This window comes from Acuticoccus kalidii, assembly GCF_021556395.1.
Taxonomy (GTDB): Bacteria; Pseudomonadota; Alphaproteobacteria; order Rhizobiales; family Amorphaceae; genus Acuticoccus; species Acuticoccus kalidii.
Window position 1 is genome coordinate 787533 of the sequence record NZ_JAKGCS010000036.1, and the last position, 16457, is coordinate 803989.

Below are 16457 nucleotides of genomic sequence, written 5' to 3' on the forward strand. Positions count from 1 at the left end.
CGGCGCGCCGGCGGCCGGGGCCGTCTGATCATGTGAAATCGAGCAACGGGTTCCGGCCGGCGAGCGCCTGCCGGAATGGCTCTAGGCCGAGAGATCCTGTGACGAAATCCGCATTTCCCACCACCTGGGGCGCGAACGTCCTCGCCGACGGCAACGCCTGCTTCCGCCTCTGGGCTCCTGACGAAACCACGCTGAAGCTGCGCACCGAGGCCGGTGATCTGCCGATGCAACGGGTCGGCGGCGGCTGGTACGAACTCGTCACCGATCGCGTGCCGGTCGGCGGTGCCTATTCCTATGTGCTCGACAACGGCCAAGTGGTGCCCGATCCCGCCGCTCGCGCGCAGATGGACGACGTGCACGGCGCCTCGCGCCTCGTCGATCCCGCCGCCTATCGCTGGACGACGGCGTGGGCGGGGCGGCCTTGGGAAGAGGCCGTGATCTACGAATTGCATGTCGGCACCTTCACCAGCGAAGGCACCTTCGAGGCGGCGATCGCAAAGCTCGACCATCTCGTCGCGCTCGGGATCACGGTGGTCGAGGTGATGCCGCTCGCCCAGTTCGGCGGGTCGCGGGGCTGGGGCTATGACGGCGTTCTCCTCTACGCCCCGCACACCGCCTATGGCGGGCCGGAGGGGTTCAAGGCCTTCGTCGACGCCGCCCATGCCCGCGGCCTGATGGTGTTTCTCGACGTCGTCTACAATCACTTCGGGCCGGACGGGAATTATCTCGGCCTCTATGCGTCGGGCTTCTTCCACGCCGATCGGCACACGCCCTGGGGCGCGGCAATCGCGTTCGACGAGCCGGCCGTTCGTTCCTATTTCGTCGAGAACCCGCTCTACTGGCTCACCGAATACAATCTCGACGGTCTGCGGTTCGACGCGATCGACCATGTGCGCGACCCGTCGGACGTGCCGATCCTCGAGGAGATGGCCCGGCGCATCCGCGAGACGTTCGATCGTCCGGTGCATCTGTGCACCGAGGACGAGCGCAACATCGTCAGCCTGCATCCCTACGAGAACGGTGCCCCGGCGCTTTTCACCGCCGAGTGGAACGACGACTATCACAACGTCGTTCATCCGATCGCGACGGGGGACAACGAAGGCTATTACATGGATTTCGTCACCGACCATTGGCGCAAGCTCGGTCGGTCGCTCGCGGAGGGCTTCATCTTCCAGGGCGAGACCTCGAAGATTCATGGCAACACGCCCCGTGGCGAGTTGACCTCGAACCAGCCGCTGACCGCCTTCGTGATCTTCAACCAGAACCACGACCAGGTCGGCAATCGCGCCTTCGGCGAACGGCTGATCGACCTGTCGGAGCACGATGTGGTCGTGGCGCTGACGGCGGTCCTTCTCCTCACGCCGCAGATCCCGCTTTTGTGGATGGGGGAGGAGTGGGGCGAGACGCATCCGTTCTGCTTCTTCACCGACTTTGACGGAGAGCTCGCGGCCGCCGTTCGCAAAGGGCGGCGCAACGAGTTTTCGAAATTCGACGCTTTCATCGATCCCGACACCCGCGAGGACATTCCCGACCCCAACGCGCTGTCGACGTTCGAATCCTCCCGCATCGACTGGAACAAGCCGGCGACCGAGGCCGGCGCCGCATGGCTCGACCTCTATAAGACGCTGATCAAGGCCCGGATGGAGACGATCGTGCCGCGCCTGTCCGGCAGCAAGCCGGGGCAGGGGACGGTGTTGCGTGCCGAGGACGGCGTCATCGACGTTGCCTGGACGCTCGCCGACGGGGCGCGGCTCACGATGGCGATCAACCTGTCGACCGAGGATGCCGGCGCGCGGCCGGAGGGAACGCTGGTCGCCGCGGTCGCCGGCGGAGCGCTCGCCGATCCGGCGACGCGGGCGCCTCATTCGGTGATCGTCACCATGGTGCCGGCTTGACCGAGTCGGCGCTCGACCGGGCGGCGCGGGCCGCGGGGATCATCCTCGATCGGCCCGGTGAACACGCGCCCCCGGTTCCCGACTTCACCAAGCACGCCCTCACCGAAATGCTCGGCCCGGCCCCTGCGCCGCCGCCGAGCGACGAGCGGCCCGCCTTCGTCCCCCATTGGCTCGATGCAACGCGCACATTTGGCATCGCGCTTCAGCTCTACCAGCTTCGATCGGCCCGCAATCTCGGCGTCGGCGACCTTGCCGATCTGATGGCGCTGCTGCCGTGCTTTGCCGAAGCGGGGGCGGACTTTGTCGGCCTCAATCCGCTCCATGCGCTGTTCACGGCGGATCCGGAGCGCGCCTCGCCCTTTTCGCCTTCGGATCGGCGCTTTCTCAATCCGCTGATCATCGCGGTCGAGCTCGTGCCGGGCTATCGGCCCCAGATGCGCGACGCGGTGACGGTGCCCACCGCCGACACGGTGGTCGACTATACGGGCGCGACCGCCGCCAAGCTCGCGATCCTGAAGGCGATCCATCGGCGCTGGCGCGCAGGTGAGGCCGACATTTCCGACGCAGCGCGCGCCGCGGCCGCCTCCCACGCCGAGGATGGCGGGGAGACGCTCGCCGATTTCGCCCTGTTCGAGGCGCTTTCCCATGCGATGCGCGCCGAAGGGCGGACGGCCGGTTGGCTCGAATGGCCGGAGCCGTTTCGCGACCGGTCGAGCGACACCGTCCACGCCTTCGCGGCGGCTCACGCTGAGGAGGTGGACTTCCATCGCTGGCTCCAATTCCTCGCCGACGATCAGCTTCGCACCACGCAAGAGGCCGCGCTCGCTGCCGGAATGCGGGTCGGCCTTTATCTCGATCTCGCGGTGGGCACCGCGCCCGACGGGGCCGCGACATGGAGCGATCCGAGCCTCACGATGCGGGGCGTCCGCGTCGGCGCACCGCCCGACCTCTTTTCGCTCGACGGCCAGGATTGGGGCCTCGCCCCGTTCTCCCCGACCGAGCTGATTGCACGGAACTTTGCCCCCTACCGGGCGGTTATGTCCGCAGTGATGCGCCATGCGGGAGCCGTGCGGATCGACCATGCCATGGGGCTCGAACGGCTGTTCCTCATCCCCGACGGGGCGATCGCGGCGGACGGGGCCTATGTGCGCCAGCCCGGCCTCACCGATCAGGTCGTCGACGCGACGCACCTTCATCGGGCGATCGCGATCGGCGAGGATCTCGGCGTCGTCCCGCCCGGCTTTCGCGAGCGGATGGCGAAGCGGCGCATCTTCTCGACCCGCATTCTGTCGTTCGAGCGCGGCCCGGCCGGCATGATCGCACCGTCCCGTTATCCGAAGGACTCGCTCGCTTGCATTTCGACGCATGACATGGCTCCGCTCGCCGCCTGGTGGCTCGGCGACGAGATCGGCTTGCGCCTCGATCTCGGCCGGATCGACGATGCCGTCGCCCGCCATGAGCGCGCTTGGCGGCACGGCGAGAAGCAGGCGATTCTCGCGCTCGCCGGCCTGCCGCCGCGCCGGGCCGAGGATCCGCTCGACGACGATATCGTCGTCGCCGTCCATCGCGTCGCCGCGCGCACCGCGTCCCGCCTTCTCGCTGTGCGGCTCGAAGATGTCGTCGGCGGGCGTCGTCTCGTGAACCTTCCGGGCACCGACCGAGAGCATCCCAACTGGCGCCATACGTTGCCGCTCGATGTCGAGGCGATCGCCCGGTCCGAGCGTCTCGCCCGAACGCTTCGCGCCGTCCATCGAGAGCGTGGCCCATGACCGCCAGTATCGGCGCAACCTACCGCCTACAATTCCGCGACGGCGTCGGCTTCGAGGAGGCCCGCGCCATCGTCCCCCATCTCGCACGGGCAGGAATCACCCATCTCTACGCCTCGCCCTTGTTTGCGGCGACCTCAGGCTCCTCCCACGGCTACGACGTCACCGACCATCGCGTGCTCGACCCGGTGCTCGGCGAGGCGGCGGCCTTCGACCGGCTCGCCGCGAGCCTCGCCGAACACGGTATCGGGCTACTTCTCGATATCGTGCCCAACCACATGGCCGCCTCGACCGAGAATCCGTGGTGGCGGGACGTGGTTCAGCATGGCGCCGAATCGCAATACGCGAATCACTTCGATATCGACTGGACGGCCGACAAACTGATCTTGCCGATTCTCGGAAAACCTTATGGCGACGCCCTCGCCGACGGGGACATCGTGCGCCGCGACCATCCCGACTGGGGGCCGGTCCTCGCCGTTCCGGGGCACGATTTGCCGCTCCGTCCCGGCACCGAGTCGATCGAAGACGTTCACGCATGCCACGAGGCCCAGCCTTATCGGCTCGCCCATTGGCGCATCGGCCGAGACGGGATCAGCTTCCGCCGCTTTTTCGAGGTGACGGGCCTCGTCGGCGTCCGCGTCGAGGACGAGAGGGTGTTCGACGACGTCCACCGCCTTCTCGAGCGCCTCGTCGAGGAGGGGACGGTGACGGCGGTCCGTGTCGACCATGTCGACGGGCTTGCGGCGCCGGGCGCCTATCTCGACAGGCTCGCCGCGCGGCTCGGCGTTCCGATCCTCGTCGAAAAGATCCTCGAATCGGACGAAGCGCTGCGGCCTTGGCCTGTCGTCGGCACCACCGGCTACGAGTTCATGGCGGCGATGGCCTCGCTCTTCGTCGACGGTGACGGTCTCGAACGGCTCGCCGCCGACTATGCGGCGATCGCGGACGACGATGTCGCCGGGCTCACCCGCCGCGCCAAACGCGAGATCATCAACCGGAACCTGGCCGGCGAGCTCGAGCGTCTGTCCGGTCTTGCCCGTCTCCTCCTCGCGCGGGACTTGTCGACACGCGATTTCGGTCCGGTCACGATTCGCGAGGGGCTCGCCGCCCTCGCCGAGGGCATGCCCGTCTACCGGACCTATATCGACGGCGCGGCGAACGCGGCTGACCGCAAGGTGCTCGCGACGGCGCGCACGGTCGGGGCGAAGGCCGAGCGGCTCGAAGACCCGGCGATCCTCGATGCCCTGATCGGTCTCCTCATCGCGCCGGCCGACGACGATTTCGCCAGGGAGTTCGTGGGCCGCTTCCAGCAGGTCACAGGGCCGCTGATGGCGAAGGCGGTGGAAGACACGCTGTTCTTTCGCCACCACCGGCTGATCGCGCTCAACGAGGTGGGCGGCGATCTCGCCCCGCATCTCGGCTCGGAGCGTTATCTGCGCGTCGCCGATACGCCCGGTCTCGCCGCGACCCAGACCCACGACACCAAACGCGGCGAGGATGCGCGGGCGCGCCTCTATGCCCTGTCCGATCCGGTCGCCGTGTCGCTCTGGGAGGTCGTCTGGCCGCAATTGCCGCAGGACGTTTCGATGCGTTGGCGGTGGGCGTTCGGACAGATGCTGTTCGGCTCCGCGCCGCTCGGCGACGACCCCGCCTTTCCTGACCGATTCGCCGCGGCGGCGCTGAAGACCGTGCGCGAGGCGATGGAGGAGACGAGCTGGACACGGACCGACGCCGCGTTCGAGGCGCGGGTCGAGGCGGTGGCCCGTCAGATGGCCGAATCGCATGGCGAGCTTCTCGCCCCCCTGTCGGAGGTGACGCGCGCGGGGGCCGTGCTCGGTCTCTCCCAAGCCCTCCTCAAGGCGACCGCGCGTCCGGCGCCCGACATCTACCAGGGCACGTTCGATTGGGATTTCTCGATGGTCGACCCGGACAATCGTCGTCCGGTCGATTTCACCGCCGAGGCGGCTTTGTGCGAGGCCGCAAGGACCGCCGACACTCGATCGTTGACGACGGATTGGACCGACGGCCGCATCAAAGCGCGGGTTCTCCTCGAAGCGCTCGCGGCGCGGGCCGAACGGCCGGACCTTTTCGCCGGCGGGCGAATTGAGGCCGTTCCGTTCGTCGGCGGGGAGGGAGGCAATCCGCTGCTCGCCTTTGCGCGTGTGCACGAGAGGGATGTCGCGCTGATGGTCGTTCCCGCGCGGCCCTTCCAGCAGCTCGGCTCCGGAGCCCTCACCTTGCGTGAGGAGACGATCGCCCATCTCGCCCTCGACATCGGTATGCCGCTGCGCAACCGGATCACCGGCGAGGCGATCGACGCGGGGCCGCTGGCGCTCGGCCCGCACCTTTCGGCGTTTCCGGTTCTTTTTGCGACGAGTTGGTGACGGCGCGGGCGCTCGGTCCCGACTCGCCGGGAATCACGGGCCTCTCGACACCCCGAATCCGCGTTTCCTCCCGAGGCACGGGGGCAATTTTATCCACATGCCCCGACTACTAGCCCCGCGGATATCCTAACGACTCCTTGCCCAAACGGGCGGTTTTCTCCCGGTCACGGCCGAAAACGTGTTGTCCATGCAACATCGCAGACGGAGTGCGGGCCTTTAGGGGGGTGGCTTGCACGCTTTCCGTTGCCGCGGGCGGGGTCGGTGCGCAATGTCACCTCACGAACGGGGCGGAGACAAACCGATCGCAGGTTTGGGCGGGCCGCAGCGGCTTCTCAAATCGAGTTAGAGATCCGGCGACTTTCGGCCCGAGGGTCACCGCCGGAATGAAAGTCGAAGGATTTCTGTTGTGAACCTTTTTGGAGATCGAGACATGAACATCAAGCGTCTTGTCCTCGGCACGGCTGCGGGTGCTCTCGCGGTGACCGGGGCGCAGGCGGCGGACCTTCCGGTCGTCGTCGAGCCTGTCGACTATGTGCGGATCTGCGACGCTTTCGGAACGGGCTTCTACTACATCCCGGGCACCGAAACCTGCCTTCGCGTTGCCGGCCGTATTCGCGCTGACTACAACGCATTCTTCAACACCGACGATTCCGACTTCAAGATCCTCGGTAATGCCTACGACGTTCGCGGCGGCAACGGTTACCGCTTCCGCGCTCGTGCCTACATCTACCTGGATAGCCGCACGAACACCGAGTTCGGTCTGCTCCGTACCTTCACCGAAGTGTACTTCACCAGCGAGTACGGCGGTGGCCTGAGCACGACCCTCAACCGTGCGTTCATCCAGTTCGGTGGCCTGACCTTCGGTCGGACGCAGTCCTTCTACGACTTCCTGGACGCGTCCTACACGCCGGCTCAGTTCTTCAACGCCGACCTCTCGGACGTCACGACCAACGTGTTGGCTTACACCTTCGCGTTCGGCAACGGCTTCTCCGCGTCGGTCTCGCTTGAAGACTCGCTGTCGCGCCGTTCGGGCATCTTCAACGGCATCTACCAGGGCTCCCGTGTTCCGGACATCGTGGGTAACATCCGCGTCGACCAGGGCTGGGGTTCGGCTCAGCTTATGGCTGCCGGTCACTACGTCGAAGAGCTCCGCTCGGGTGACGAAGAGTATGGCTTCGCCGTCAGCGCTGGCGTGAACGTCAACGTTCCGTTCGGTACGGGCACGCAGGTCGGTATCCAGGGTGGTTACACCCACGGTGCTCTCCAGTACGTCGGCACCACGATCATTGGCCCGGCTGCTACGGACGGTGTCGTGACCGGTGCGGGCGACCTCGAGCTCGTCGAAGCCTTCAACGTGTCGGGTGGTTTCTCGACCTCCTTCACGCCGACGATCTCGCTCGCCGGTCAGGTTGGTTACGTGTGGGTCGACCAGCATGAGGTCCTGAAGACCAGCTACGACTTCTCGAACCTCGACGTTCAGGGCTTCCTCGGCTACTCGCCGGTGTCCGGCTTCGTCATGGGTGTTGGCGCCGAGTTCAAGTACGTCGACACCGACGACTTCGGCGAAGGTTCGGCTCTGTCCACCTTCTTCCGCGCCCAGCGCACCTTCTAATCCATCCACTCTCTCGGATGGAGAGCCCGGCGGTCCAACCGCCGGGCTTTTTCTTTGAAACGCCGTCCCGGTCCGCCGGGGCGGCGTTTCTGCGTCTGGTCCGGTGTCCTCACCCGATCGAGCAACCCAAGAGTGCGAGACTGACATTTCTGTCAGGAAAGACCCCCGTCCGCCCCCTCGGGGTGCTGGTCGAAGCCGTTCATTCACGCTAAAGCAGGGCACGGACGGTCCTTCAGCGAAGTGTGCCGTCGAAATTCGCTCGTTTGTTTGGCTGGCGAGCAAGAATGTTCAAGGTGAACCGAACGGCTCTCCTTGCGCTTTTGCTCCGACGCCTGGGCTCCGACCATCGGCAGAACTCATGGCTCTTCGCGTCCTCTTCACGTTTTTTCTCTCAATCGCGGCAATCGTCTCGGCACAGGCTCAGACTGTTGATCGACCGCTGGTGATCGGCATGGGGCTCGAACCGCCGCACCTTGATCCGACGGCCGGCGCCGCCGCAGCGATCGACGAGATCCTCTACGCCAATGTCCTCGAAGGGCTCACGCGCATCACCGAAGATGGCAGCGTCGCCCCGGCACTCGCGACCGATTGGGACATCTCGGACGACGGGTTGACCGTCGTCTTCCACCTGCGCGAGGGCGTCACCTTCCATGACGGCGCCCCGTTCGACGCGGAGGTCGCGAAATTCGCGCTCGATCGGGCGCGGGCGGAGGGGGCGGAAAACGCTCAGCCGCAACTCTTCACCGCCATCGACACCGTCGAGGCGACCGACCCGACCACCTTGACCCTCACGCTCAAGGAGCCGGATGGCGATCTCGTCTATTCGCTCGGCTGGGGCGATGCGGTGATGGTCCATCCCGATAGCGCCGAGGCCAACAAACAGACGCCGATCGGCACCGGCCCCTTCCGCTTCGAGCGCTGGCGCCGTGGCGACCGCGTGGTTCTCGTCCGCAATGACGATTATTGGGGCGAGCCCGCGAAACTTCCGCGGGTCGAGTTCGCCTTCATCACCGACCCCGCGGTGGCCCTCGCGTCACTCCTCGCTGGCGACGTCCAGGCCTATCCGAGCTTCCCGGCGCCCGAATCGCTGCCCGTTCTGGAGGCCGACCAACGCTTCACTGTCGCGATCGGTACGACGGAAGGCGAGACGATCATGGCGATCAACGCCGCCCGGCCGCCGTTCGACGATGTTCGCGTCCGCCGCGCGCTGTCGAACGCGATCGACCGCAACGCCCTCGTCGAAGGCGCGATGTACGGGACCGCGACGCCGATCGGCTCGCATTTTCCGCCGCACGCCAAGGCCTATGTCGATCTGACCGACGTCTATCCGTACGACCCGGACAAGGCGCGCGCGCTCCTCGAGGAGGCCGGCGTTTCCGATCTCAAGACGACGCTGACGCTGCCGCCCACCCAATATGCCCGCCGCTCGGGCGAGATCATCGCCGCGCAGCTCCGCGCCGTCGGCATCGAGGCCGAACTCATCCCAGTCGAATGGGCCGAGTGGCTCTCCCGCGTCTTCCGCGGCAAGGACTACGATCTCACGATCGTCGCCCACACCGAGCCGAACGACATCAACATCTATGCCCGGCCGGACTACTATTTCCACGTCGAGAATGCGCGCCTCGACGAGATCATCGCCTCGCTCGCGGTCGAGGCCGATCCGGACAAGCGCACGCCGCTTCTCGAAGAAGCCCAGCGGCTGATCACCGAGGACGCCGTCAACGTCTTCCTCTTCCAGCTTCCGAAAAACGGGGTCTGGGACAAGCGCCTCCACGGTCTGTGGACGAACTCGCCGATCCAGGCCAACGACGTCACGGGCGTCTACTGGACGGAATGAACGCGCTCAGGCGCCTTCTGCAACTCGCCGCGACACTGTTCGCGGCGAGCCTCTTGATCTTCCTTGCGATGCAGGTTCTCCCCGGCGATCCGGCCGAGGTGCTCCTGGGCATGAACGCCGATCCGGTCGCGATCGCGGCGCTGCGCACTGAAATGGGGCTCGATAGGCCGCTGCCGGTGCAGTTTGCAAGTTGGCTGGGGGGTGTGCTGACGGGCGATTTCGGGCTCAGCGCCACCTATGACGTGCCGGTCACTGATCTCATGCTGGAGCGCGCCGTGGTGACGGTGCCGCTCGCGATCATGGGCGTCGCCCTCTCGCTGGGCATTGCCTTGCCGGTCGGGCTGATCGCCGCGATTCGCCGCGGAAAAGGTGCCGATCGTGCCGCGATGGGGCTCGCCCTTTTCGGCCTGTCCGTCCCCAATATGTGGCTCGGACTGATGCTGATCTATGTGTTCGCCGTCGTCCTCGGGCTTGCCCCGGCCGGCGGGTTTCCCGGCTGGGATTCGGGGGTGGGGCGGGCATTCGGCGCGCTCATCATGCCGGCGATCGCGCTCGCGGTGCCGCAGGCGGCGATTCTCACCCGTATCGTGCGCACCAGCGTCGTCGAGGCGATGGACGAGGATTATGTGACGCTCGCCCGCGCGAAAGGGCGGCGACTCGGACCGGCGGTCCTCTATCACGCGCTGCCCAATGCATGGGCGCCGATCCTCACCATCGTCGGGCTTCAGTTCGGATTTTTGGTCTCCGGGGCGGTGGTGATCGAGACGGTGTTCTCGCTGCCGGGGCTCGGGCGGCTCCTCTTCCAGGCGGTCAATCAGCGCGATCTGATGGTCGTCGCGGGCGTCGTCCTCGTGCTCGTCGCGACCGTCGTGATCGTCAACGCGCTCTGCGATGGGCTCGCCGCGTGGATCAATCCGCGTCAACGGACGGCCGCGACGGCATGAGAACGGCGCTCGCGCTTTCGGTTCTGTGCGTCTTCGCGGTGGGGGCGATCCTCGCGATCTGGTGGACGCCTTATCCGGTCGACACGATGGCGATCGCGAATCGCTTCGCCGGTCCCTCGCTCGCCCATCCCCTCGGGACCGACCAATATGGCCGCGATCTCCTGTCGATGTTGATGGTCGGGGCGCGCACCTCGCTCGGCGTCGCGGCGGCGGCGATCGCCATCGGCGTCGCGTTCGGTGCCCCGCTCGGCCTCCTCGCCGCGGCGTCCGACGGGATCGCCGGCGCGCTGGTGATGCGGGTGAACGACATTATCTTCGCCTTTCCCGCCCTCATCGTCGCCGTCATTCTGACGACCTCGTTCGGGCCGGGCGCGATGAACGCAGTGTTCGCGATCGGCGTCTTCAATATCCCGGTCTTCGCGCGCCTCACCGCATCGAGCGCAAGGCGCATTCTGGCGCTCGACTTCATCGACGCGGCGCGGCTGTCGGGGAAGGGCAAGGTGCGAATCGCGCTCGAGCATGTTGCGCCGAACATTGCGCCGATCATCCTCACCCAGGCGACGACCCAGTTCGCGATCGCGATCCTCGCCGAGGCCGGGCTCAGCTATGTCGGCCTCGGGGCGCAGCCGCCGTCGGTCTCGTGGGGGCGGATGCTCAACGAAGCGCAGACGCTGGTCGCCCTCGCGCCGCAACTGGCGGTCTGGCCGGGCCTTGCGATCGCCGTCGCGGTGCTCACCGTCACGACGCTCGGCGAAGCGCTTCGCCGCCGTCTCGATCCGCGCTTTCAGCGCGTCAGGGTCGCGTGATGCTGACGGTCGATGCCCTCACCGCCCATGCCGGGCGAACGCCGCTTCTTTCCGGCGTCTCATTGAGGCTCGGCGCGGGCGAGCGTCTCGCGATCGTGGGCGCGTCCGGCTCCGGCAAGTCCTTGACGGCGCGGGCGAGTCTCGCGCTGCCGCCTGCTGGTCTCACCTATGGGGGCCGCGTTGCCCTCGATGGCCGCGATCTCCTGACGATGTCGGAGGCGGACCTCGCGCCATTGCGCGGCCGCGATATCGCGATGATTTTCCAGGAGCCCGCGACGGCGCTCAATCCGGCGATGCGCATCGGCACCCAGATCGAGGAACCGCTGCGGATTCACACCGACCTCAACCGCACCGCGCGGCGGGAGAGGGTGGCGGCGCTCCTCGAACGGACCGGACTTCGCGCGGTCGGTGTCGGACCGGAGCGTTTCCCGCACCAGCTCTCCGGCGGCCAGCGCCAGCGTGTCGCGGTTGCGATCGCGCTTGCTTTGTCGCCCCGTCTCGTCATCGCCGACGAGCCGACGAGCGCGCTCGATTCCGTCTCCGCCGCCGTCGTTCTCGACCTTCTCGTCCGCCTCACCGCGGAGGAGGGGGCGGGGCTCATCCTCATCACGCATGATCTCGCCGTCGCCCGCCGCGCCGAACGCATCGCCGTGATGGACGCCGGGCGCGTGGTGGAGGAGGGGGCGACCGCCGCGTTCTTAAAGGCGCCGAAGAGCGAGGCCGGCCAACGCCTCGTCGCCGCCGCGCGCCTCGTCCTTCCGCCGCATCCCGAGGTCCGTGCGGACGCGGCGCCGCACGTCCTGTCGGCCGAAGGGGTCACGGTCATGCGGGGCGCGCGCGCCACGGTCCGCGACGCCTCGATCGCGATCGCGGCGGGGGAACGGCTCGCGCTCGTCGGCGGATCGGGCTCGGGCAAGACCACGTTGATGCGCGCCGTTCTCGGTCTTCTTCCGCGGACCGGCACCGTATCCGTCCACGGCACCCCGGTCGTCCGGCCGGACGAGCCGCGCTTGCGGCAGACCGCACGCTTGGTGTTCCAGGACCCGGCGACGAGCTTCAACCCCCGCCACTCGGTCCGGCGGATCGTGACCGAACCGCTTTACCGCTCGGGCCTTTCCCGCCGCGAAAAGACCCGGCGCGCCACTGCCGCGCTCGCTGCGGTGGGGCTCGGCGAAGACGCTCTCTGGCGCAAGCCGCACGCATTTTCCGGCGGCCAGCGCCAGCGAATCGCCATCGCCCGCGCGCTGATCGCCGAACCGGAGATCCTGGTCGCCGACGAGGCGGTCTCCGCCCTCGATGCCGCGATCAAGGCCGATATCGTGCGGCTGCTCGATCGACTGACGCGCGAATCGGGCATCGGCCTCGTCTTCATCGCGCATGATCTCGGTCTCGTCCGTCTCCTCGCCGACCGTATCGTCGTGATGGACGACGGGGCGATCGTGGAGGAGGGCGACGTGGCACAGATTTTCGGCTCGCCCCGTCATCCGGCGACGCGTGCTCTCGTCGCCGAGGCGGAGGCGCTCGCCTGAAAAAGGGCGCGGCGTCGGTTGTCGATGCGGGCTTCAGGCTGTGCCGGGCGGCGGCTTTCGATCGGGGCCGCCGGTCGCGACGAGCTGGCGATGGTTGAGCGTCGAGGCCGCGACCTGCCAGGCGAAGGAGAAGGAGAGGAGTGACTTTTCCTCGATCCGGTCGTTGTCGAGATCGACGATCACCTTCTTGAAGATTTCGAAGAGCTGACGGCGGATCGACTCGAACTCCTCGTGCGTGGCCGCGAGCTCGAGGCGGCCGAGAATGTCGACGATTTCGAGATTGTAGTGGTCGGCGCGGTTCTTACGCGCGTTGGAGAGCCAGATCCGCGCCTGCCAAAGGCCCGACAAAAGCAGCGCGAGCGCCGTCACGCCGAGCGCCATGGGCTCGGCATATTCGACGATGAAGAGCGGGTCGTCCTGCCGATAATAGAGCTCGGCGCCGGGGTGGATGCCGAAGGCGAGCCGGTCCTGGTCGGTCGGCGCGTCGAAGAAGGCGGCTTGCGGCAGGAGGCGCACCATCGCCTGCCGATTTTCAAAGAGCGCCCGCGTCAGGGCCTCCACCGTCGCGTCCGAAACGTCCCGGCGCACGGCGAGGAGGCTCTGCACCGTGACGATCGAGATCGGCGTCGACGGCACGGGTCGCTCGCCGGAATAGGCGCCGACCGGCACGACGCTCGCGCTGAGGGCGGGGTCGAACATCGCCATCGCCTCGGCCTGTTCGATCGGAACGAGCTGGGTCGGGGTCGACTTGATGATGTCTTCCATCGTCGTGTTGCCGAGGGCGACCACCATGAAGAAGGCGTCGATCGACCCGTCGCGGATCGCTTGCGCCTGGGTTTTCAGGTCGCCATGGGTGATGGTCACCTCGTCCGGGTCGATTTCATGATGTTGGAGGAGACGATCGAACAGGGCGTTCGATCCCGCGCCTTCGGGAAGGAGACCGATCGTGCGCCCGCGCAGATCGTTGACCGATTCGATGCCCGAATCGATCCGCGCGATCAGGTGAAACGCCTCCGGGAAAAGCCGCGCCACGATCAGCGTGTCGGTGGCGACGGACGTGTCGCTCTGGATGAGGCCGAGCTCGACCTCTCCGGCGGCCAGACGCTCCGCGTTTTCGCTCGCCCCGGCGGAGGATCGCGGCTCGATCTTGATGACGTTGCCGCGCCCCACCGTCTCCCGCAAGGCGGCCGCGAAAGCGTCATACGTGCCGCCCGGCGTTCCCGCGCTGATGCGCAGGGTCGCGTTGCCGACCGAGGCCATCTGCCAGATCGCGACCGCGGTGACGGCGATGATGGCGATGGCGGCGATCGTGGCGATGAGCACTTGGCGTGCGGACGACATTCCGGCTCCCGGGGGCATAGAGCGACGACGTGAGGGACGAGACTGACCGCATCGCGAACCGATCAGCAAGTCATTCAGAGACGATGTCGGCCGGTGTGGCGTAATTTTGTTGCGTTGTGGTGGTCGCGGTTGTCGGTCCGCCTTAAGTTGTCGTGGTGTCCACGACCATAGGGAGAAACGCTCAATGAGCACGGATTACGCGCAAGACGTTCGCAAATACACGTCCAACTGTGATGAGGCATGCGTCGCCGGGCTCGTGCGGCACCTCGGTATTGCGTTGCAGAATCGCGATTCGGCGTTGGTTTCCTGCTCCGACGAGGGAGAGCGCAACCGCGTTCGGGACAGCTTCCTCAAAAAGAAGCTCGGCCGCACCGAGGACGATACGACGCTCGACCACGCCGTGATGGAGGTCTGCGAGGCGATGAAGGACACGCGCCAGAAAAGCCGCGTGACGTTCTACTATCTCCTTGCCGAGAAATACGGCCAGCTCGATCAGTTCCGCGGCTGAGGCGACGATGACACGATGACGATTCTCGTCTGCGGCGAAGCGCTCTATGATGTGTTTGTGGGTGAAGAGTCGCCCGGCGGTTTCGCACTCGATGGGCGGATCGGTGGATCCGCCTTCAACGTCGCAGTCGGGATCGCCCGGCTCGATCGGCCGGTCGGTCTCCTCACCGGCATCTCCACCGACGCCCTGGGTGACAAGCTCGTCCGATCGCTGCAGCGCGAGGGCGTCGTCACCGATTACCTGAAGCGGCCCGATGCGCCGACGACACTCGCCCTCGTCGCGCTCGACGAGGCGGGGGGCGCGCGCTACCAGTTCTACGGCGAGGGTGCGGCCGACCGGCAGGTGACGCCGGCCGATCTTCCCGCGCTCCACGGGATCGACGCGCTCGTCTTCGGCTGCTTCTCGCTTCTCACGAAGCCGACCGGGAACAGTTTCCTCACCCTGGCCGCCGAGGCGGAGGGCGGGCCCCTCGTCGTGCTCGATCCCAATGTGCGGCCGACGGTCGAACCCGATATGCGGGTCTGGCGCGAGCGGGTCGAAGCCTTCGCCGCCCATGCCGACATCATCAAGGCCAGCAGCGACGACATGAGCGACGTCTATGCCGAGCCGGCGCTCGACGTCGCCGCCCGCTGGATTGCCGCCGGCACGCGGATGGTGGTGCTCACCGAGGGCGGCCGCGGGGCGCGCCTCGTCCTGCCGTCCGGCGACCACCATGTCCCCGCCCATGCCACCGATCTCGTCGATACGGTCGGCGCGGGCGACAGTTTCCTCGCCGCGCTTCTGACCGGCCTTGCCGAGCGCGGTCTCCTCACCCGCGCGGCGCTCGGCGCGATGGCGCCCGAGCACGGCCTCGCCGTGATGCATTTTGCGAGTGCGGCGGCCGCCATCACGTGCAGCCGGCGCGGCGCCGATCTGCCCCGGCGGGCGGAGGTGATGACGGGATGAACCGCCGATCACGCGCCGGCGTGGCGGTCCGGCCGGCTCGCGGGGTCAGCCTTCGATCTCGGCGAGGAAGGCGAGCACCACGCGATTGAACGCCTCGGGCGCTTCGATATTGGACAAATGCCCGGCGTCTTCGATAATCGCGAGCTTCGCGCCGGCGATCCGCGCGACGATCGCCTCCGCGAGGCTCGGCGGCGTCACCCTGTCGAGCGCGCCCGCGAGCACGAGGGTCGGCACCGCGACGCCCTCGACGAGCGGATCGAGATCCTCCTCCGTCGAGGCTCGGATCGCGGCGAGATAGGGCGCGGTCCGCAAGGCCTCCATCGAGGCGACCAGTTTGGCGAGGGCTTCCGTGTGCGCCGGATCGCCGATCAGCGTGCGGGCGAGGCGCGGGGCGATATCGGCGGGTGTCTTACCGGCGAGAAGCGGCTCGGCGCGTTTGGCGATGAACTTCGCCCGATCCTCGGCCGAAAGATGCCGGAACCCCAGATGCGTATCGCACAACGTGAGCGAGGCAACGCGCTCCGGCGCGGCGGCGTGAAAGGCGAGCGCGATCCGCCCGCCCATCGACAGCCCGACGAGATGGGCGCGTTCGGCGCCGAAATGATCGAGCACCCGAAACAGATCGTCCCGATAGTCGGTGAAGGCGACGGGGCCGGCGGGATCCTCGCTTCCCCCATAGCCCCGCGCATCCCAGGCGACGGCGTGGAAGTACGCGGCGAAGGCGGGCAGATTATCGTGCCAATTGCTCCGATTTCCGCCGACGCCGTGGAGAAAGACGACGAGTGGTCCGCGCCCCATCTCGTCGAGCGCGAGGGCGGGGGAGGGGCCGATCCGGGTCGTTGTCCACATGAAGGATTGCCTTTCGCGCGCATCCGCGCATCGAGTGTCGC

At 67.2% G+C, this 16457-nt stretch carries 12 protein-coding genes; 10 read left to right on the forward strand and 2 right to left on the reverse strand.

Translation table 11 applies throughout. From position 1 onward, the window contains the following. Positions 1-98: 98 nt before the first annotated feature. The 8 genes from treZ to nikE all read left to right on the forward strand — a co-directional run bounded on the left by treZ (position 99) and on the right by nikE (position 12773). On the forward strand, positions 99-1895 hold the full coding sequence (gene treZ / locus L1787_RS24620; protein WP_235711748.1) for a malto-oligosyltrehalose trehalohydrolase: 1797 nt from the start codon (positions 99-101) through the stop codon (positions 1893-1895). Further along, positions 1892-3664, forward strand: a complete 1773-nt coding sequence (malQ, locus tag L1787_RS24625) for a 4-alpha-glucanotransferase (protein ID WP_235711749.1) — start codon at positions 1892-1894, stop codon at positions 3662-3664. The genes treZ and malQ overlap by 4 nt, the downstream gene beginning before the upstream one ends. Continuing rightward, entirely contained in the window at positions 3661-6045 is a 2385-nt protein-coding gene (gene treY, locus L1787_RS24630) for a malto-oligosyltrehalose synthase (protein ID WP_235711750.1), read from the forward strand. Before malQ ends, treY begins: the two co-directional genes overlap by 4 nt. 430 nt (positions 6046-6475) lie before the next feature. Further along, positions 6476-7657 carry a porin gene (locus L1787_RS24635; protein WP_235711751.1) on the forward strand — a complete coding sequence of 394 codons (1182 nt, stop codon included), beginning with the start codon at positions 6476-6478 and terminating at the stop codon, positions 7655-7657. Between the two features lie 358 nt (positions 7658-8015). Continuing rightward, entirely contained in the window at positions 8016-9494 is a 1479-nt protein-coding gene (locus L1787_RS24640; RefSeq protein ID WP_439648315.1) for an ABC transporter substrate-binding protein, read from the forward strand. After that, positions 9491-10438 carry an ABC transporter permease gene (locus L1787_RS24645; RefSeq protein WP_235711753.1) on the forward strand — a complete coding sequence of 316 codons (948 nt, stop codon included), beginning with the start codon at positions 9491-9493 and terminating at the stop codon, positions 10436-10438. The genes L1787_RS24640 and L1787_RS24645 overlap by 4 nt, the downstream gene beginning before the upstream one ends. After that, on the forward strand, positions 10435-11244 hold the full coding sequence (locus L1787_RS24650; protein WP_235711754.1) for an ABC transporter permease: 810 nt from the start codon (positions 10435-10437) through the stop codon (positions 11242-11244). Before L1787_RS24645 ends, L1787_RS24650 begins: the two co-directional genes overlap by 4 nt. Continuing rightward, the gene (gene nikE, locus L1787_RS24655) at positions 11244-12773 is read left to right on the forward strand and encodes a nickel ABC transporter ATP-binding protein NikE (protein WP_235711755.1); all 1530 of its coding nucleotides are present in this window, start codon (positions 11244-11246) and stop codon (positions 12771-12773) included. Before L1787_RS24650 ends, nikE begins: the two co-directional genes overlap by 1 nt. A 33-nt stretch (positions 12774-12806) precedes the next feature. Here nikE and L1787_RS24660 read toward each other — a convergent pair whose 3' ends face one another. Beyond that, a complete protein-coding gene (locus L1787_RS24660) occupies positions 12807-14114 on the reverse strand; it encodes a TAXI family TRAP transporter solute-binding subunit (RefSeq protein ID WP_235711756.1) in 1308 nt (435 codons plus the stop codon). Between the two features lie 184 nt (positions 14115-14298). Here L1787_RS24660 and L1787_RS24665 point away from each other — a divergent pair, with 184 nt between their 5' ends. Together L1787_RS24665 and L1787_RS24670 are read left to right on the forward strand one after the other, a co-directional pair. Further along, complete coding sequence (locus L1787_RS24665; RefSeq protein WP_235711757.1) at positions 14299-14622, forward strand: DUF2853 family protein; 324 nt, start codon at positions 14299-14301, stop codon at positions 14620-14622. Positions 14623-14637: 15 nt separating this feature from the next. Beyond that, positions 14638-15567 (forward strand): carbohydrate kinase family protein, encoded by a 930-nt coding sequence (locus L1787_RS24670; RefSeq protein WP_235711758.1) that lies wholly within the window; start codon positions 14638-14640, stop codon positions 15565-15567. Between the two features lie 45 nt (positions 15568-15612). Here the strand turns inward: L1787_RS24670 and L1787_RS24675 are convergent, their stop codons facing one another. Beyond that, positions 15613-16416 carry an alpha/beta fold hydrolase gene (locus L1787_RS24675; protein WP_235711759.1) on the reverse strand — a complete coding sequence of 268 codons (804 nt, stop codon included), beginning with the start codon at positions 16414-16416 and terminating at the stop codon, positions 15613-15615. Positions 16417-16457 lie beyond the last annotated feature (41 nt).

Excerpts from the sequence above, each read along its gene's own strand:
- L1787_RS24675 (WP_235711759.1), bottom strand. The coding sequence starts at position 16,416 with ATGTGGACAACGACCCGGATCGGCCCCTCCCCCGCCCTCGCGCTCGAC.
- L1787_RS24670 (WP_235711758.1), top strand. The coding sequence starts at position 14,638 with ATGACGATTCTCGTCTGCGGCGAAGCGCTCTATGATGTGTTTGTGGGT.
- L1787_RS24645 (WP_235711753.1), top strand. The coding sequence starts at position 9,491 with ATGAACGCGCTCAGGCGCCTTCTGCAACTCGCCGCGACACTGTTCGCG.
- L1787_RS24650 (WP_235711754.1), top strand. The coding sequence starts at position 10,435 with ATGAGAACGGCGCTCGCGCTTTCGGTTCTGTGCGTCTTCGCGGTGGGG.
- L1787_RS24660 (WP_235711756.1), bottom strand. The coding sequence starts at position 14,114 with ATGTCGTCCGCACGCCAAGTGCTCATCGCCACGATCGCCGCCATCGCC.
- L1787_RS24635 (WP_235711751.1), top strand. The coding sequence starts at position 6,476 with ATGAACATCAAGCGTCTTGTCCTCGGCACGGCTGCGGGTGCTCTCGCG.
- L1787_RS24640 (WP_439648315.1), top strand. The coding sequence starts at position 8,016 with ATGGCTCTTCGCGTCCTCTTCACGTTTTTTCTCTCAATCGCGGCAATC.
- treY (WP_235711750.1), top strand. The coding sequence starts at position 3,661 with ATGACCGCCAGTATCGGCGCAACCTACCGCCTACAATTCCGCGACGGC.
- nikE (WP_235711755.1), top strand. The coding sequence starts at position 11,244 with ATGCTGACGGTCGATGCCCTCACCGCCCATGCCGGGCGAACGCCGCTT.
- L1787_RS24665 (WP_235711757.1), top strand. The coding sequence starts at position 14,299 with ATGAGCACGGATTACGCGCAAGACGTTCGCAAATACACGTCCAACTGT.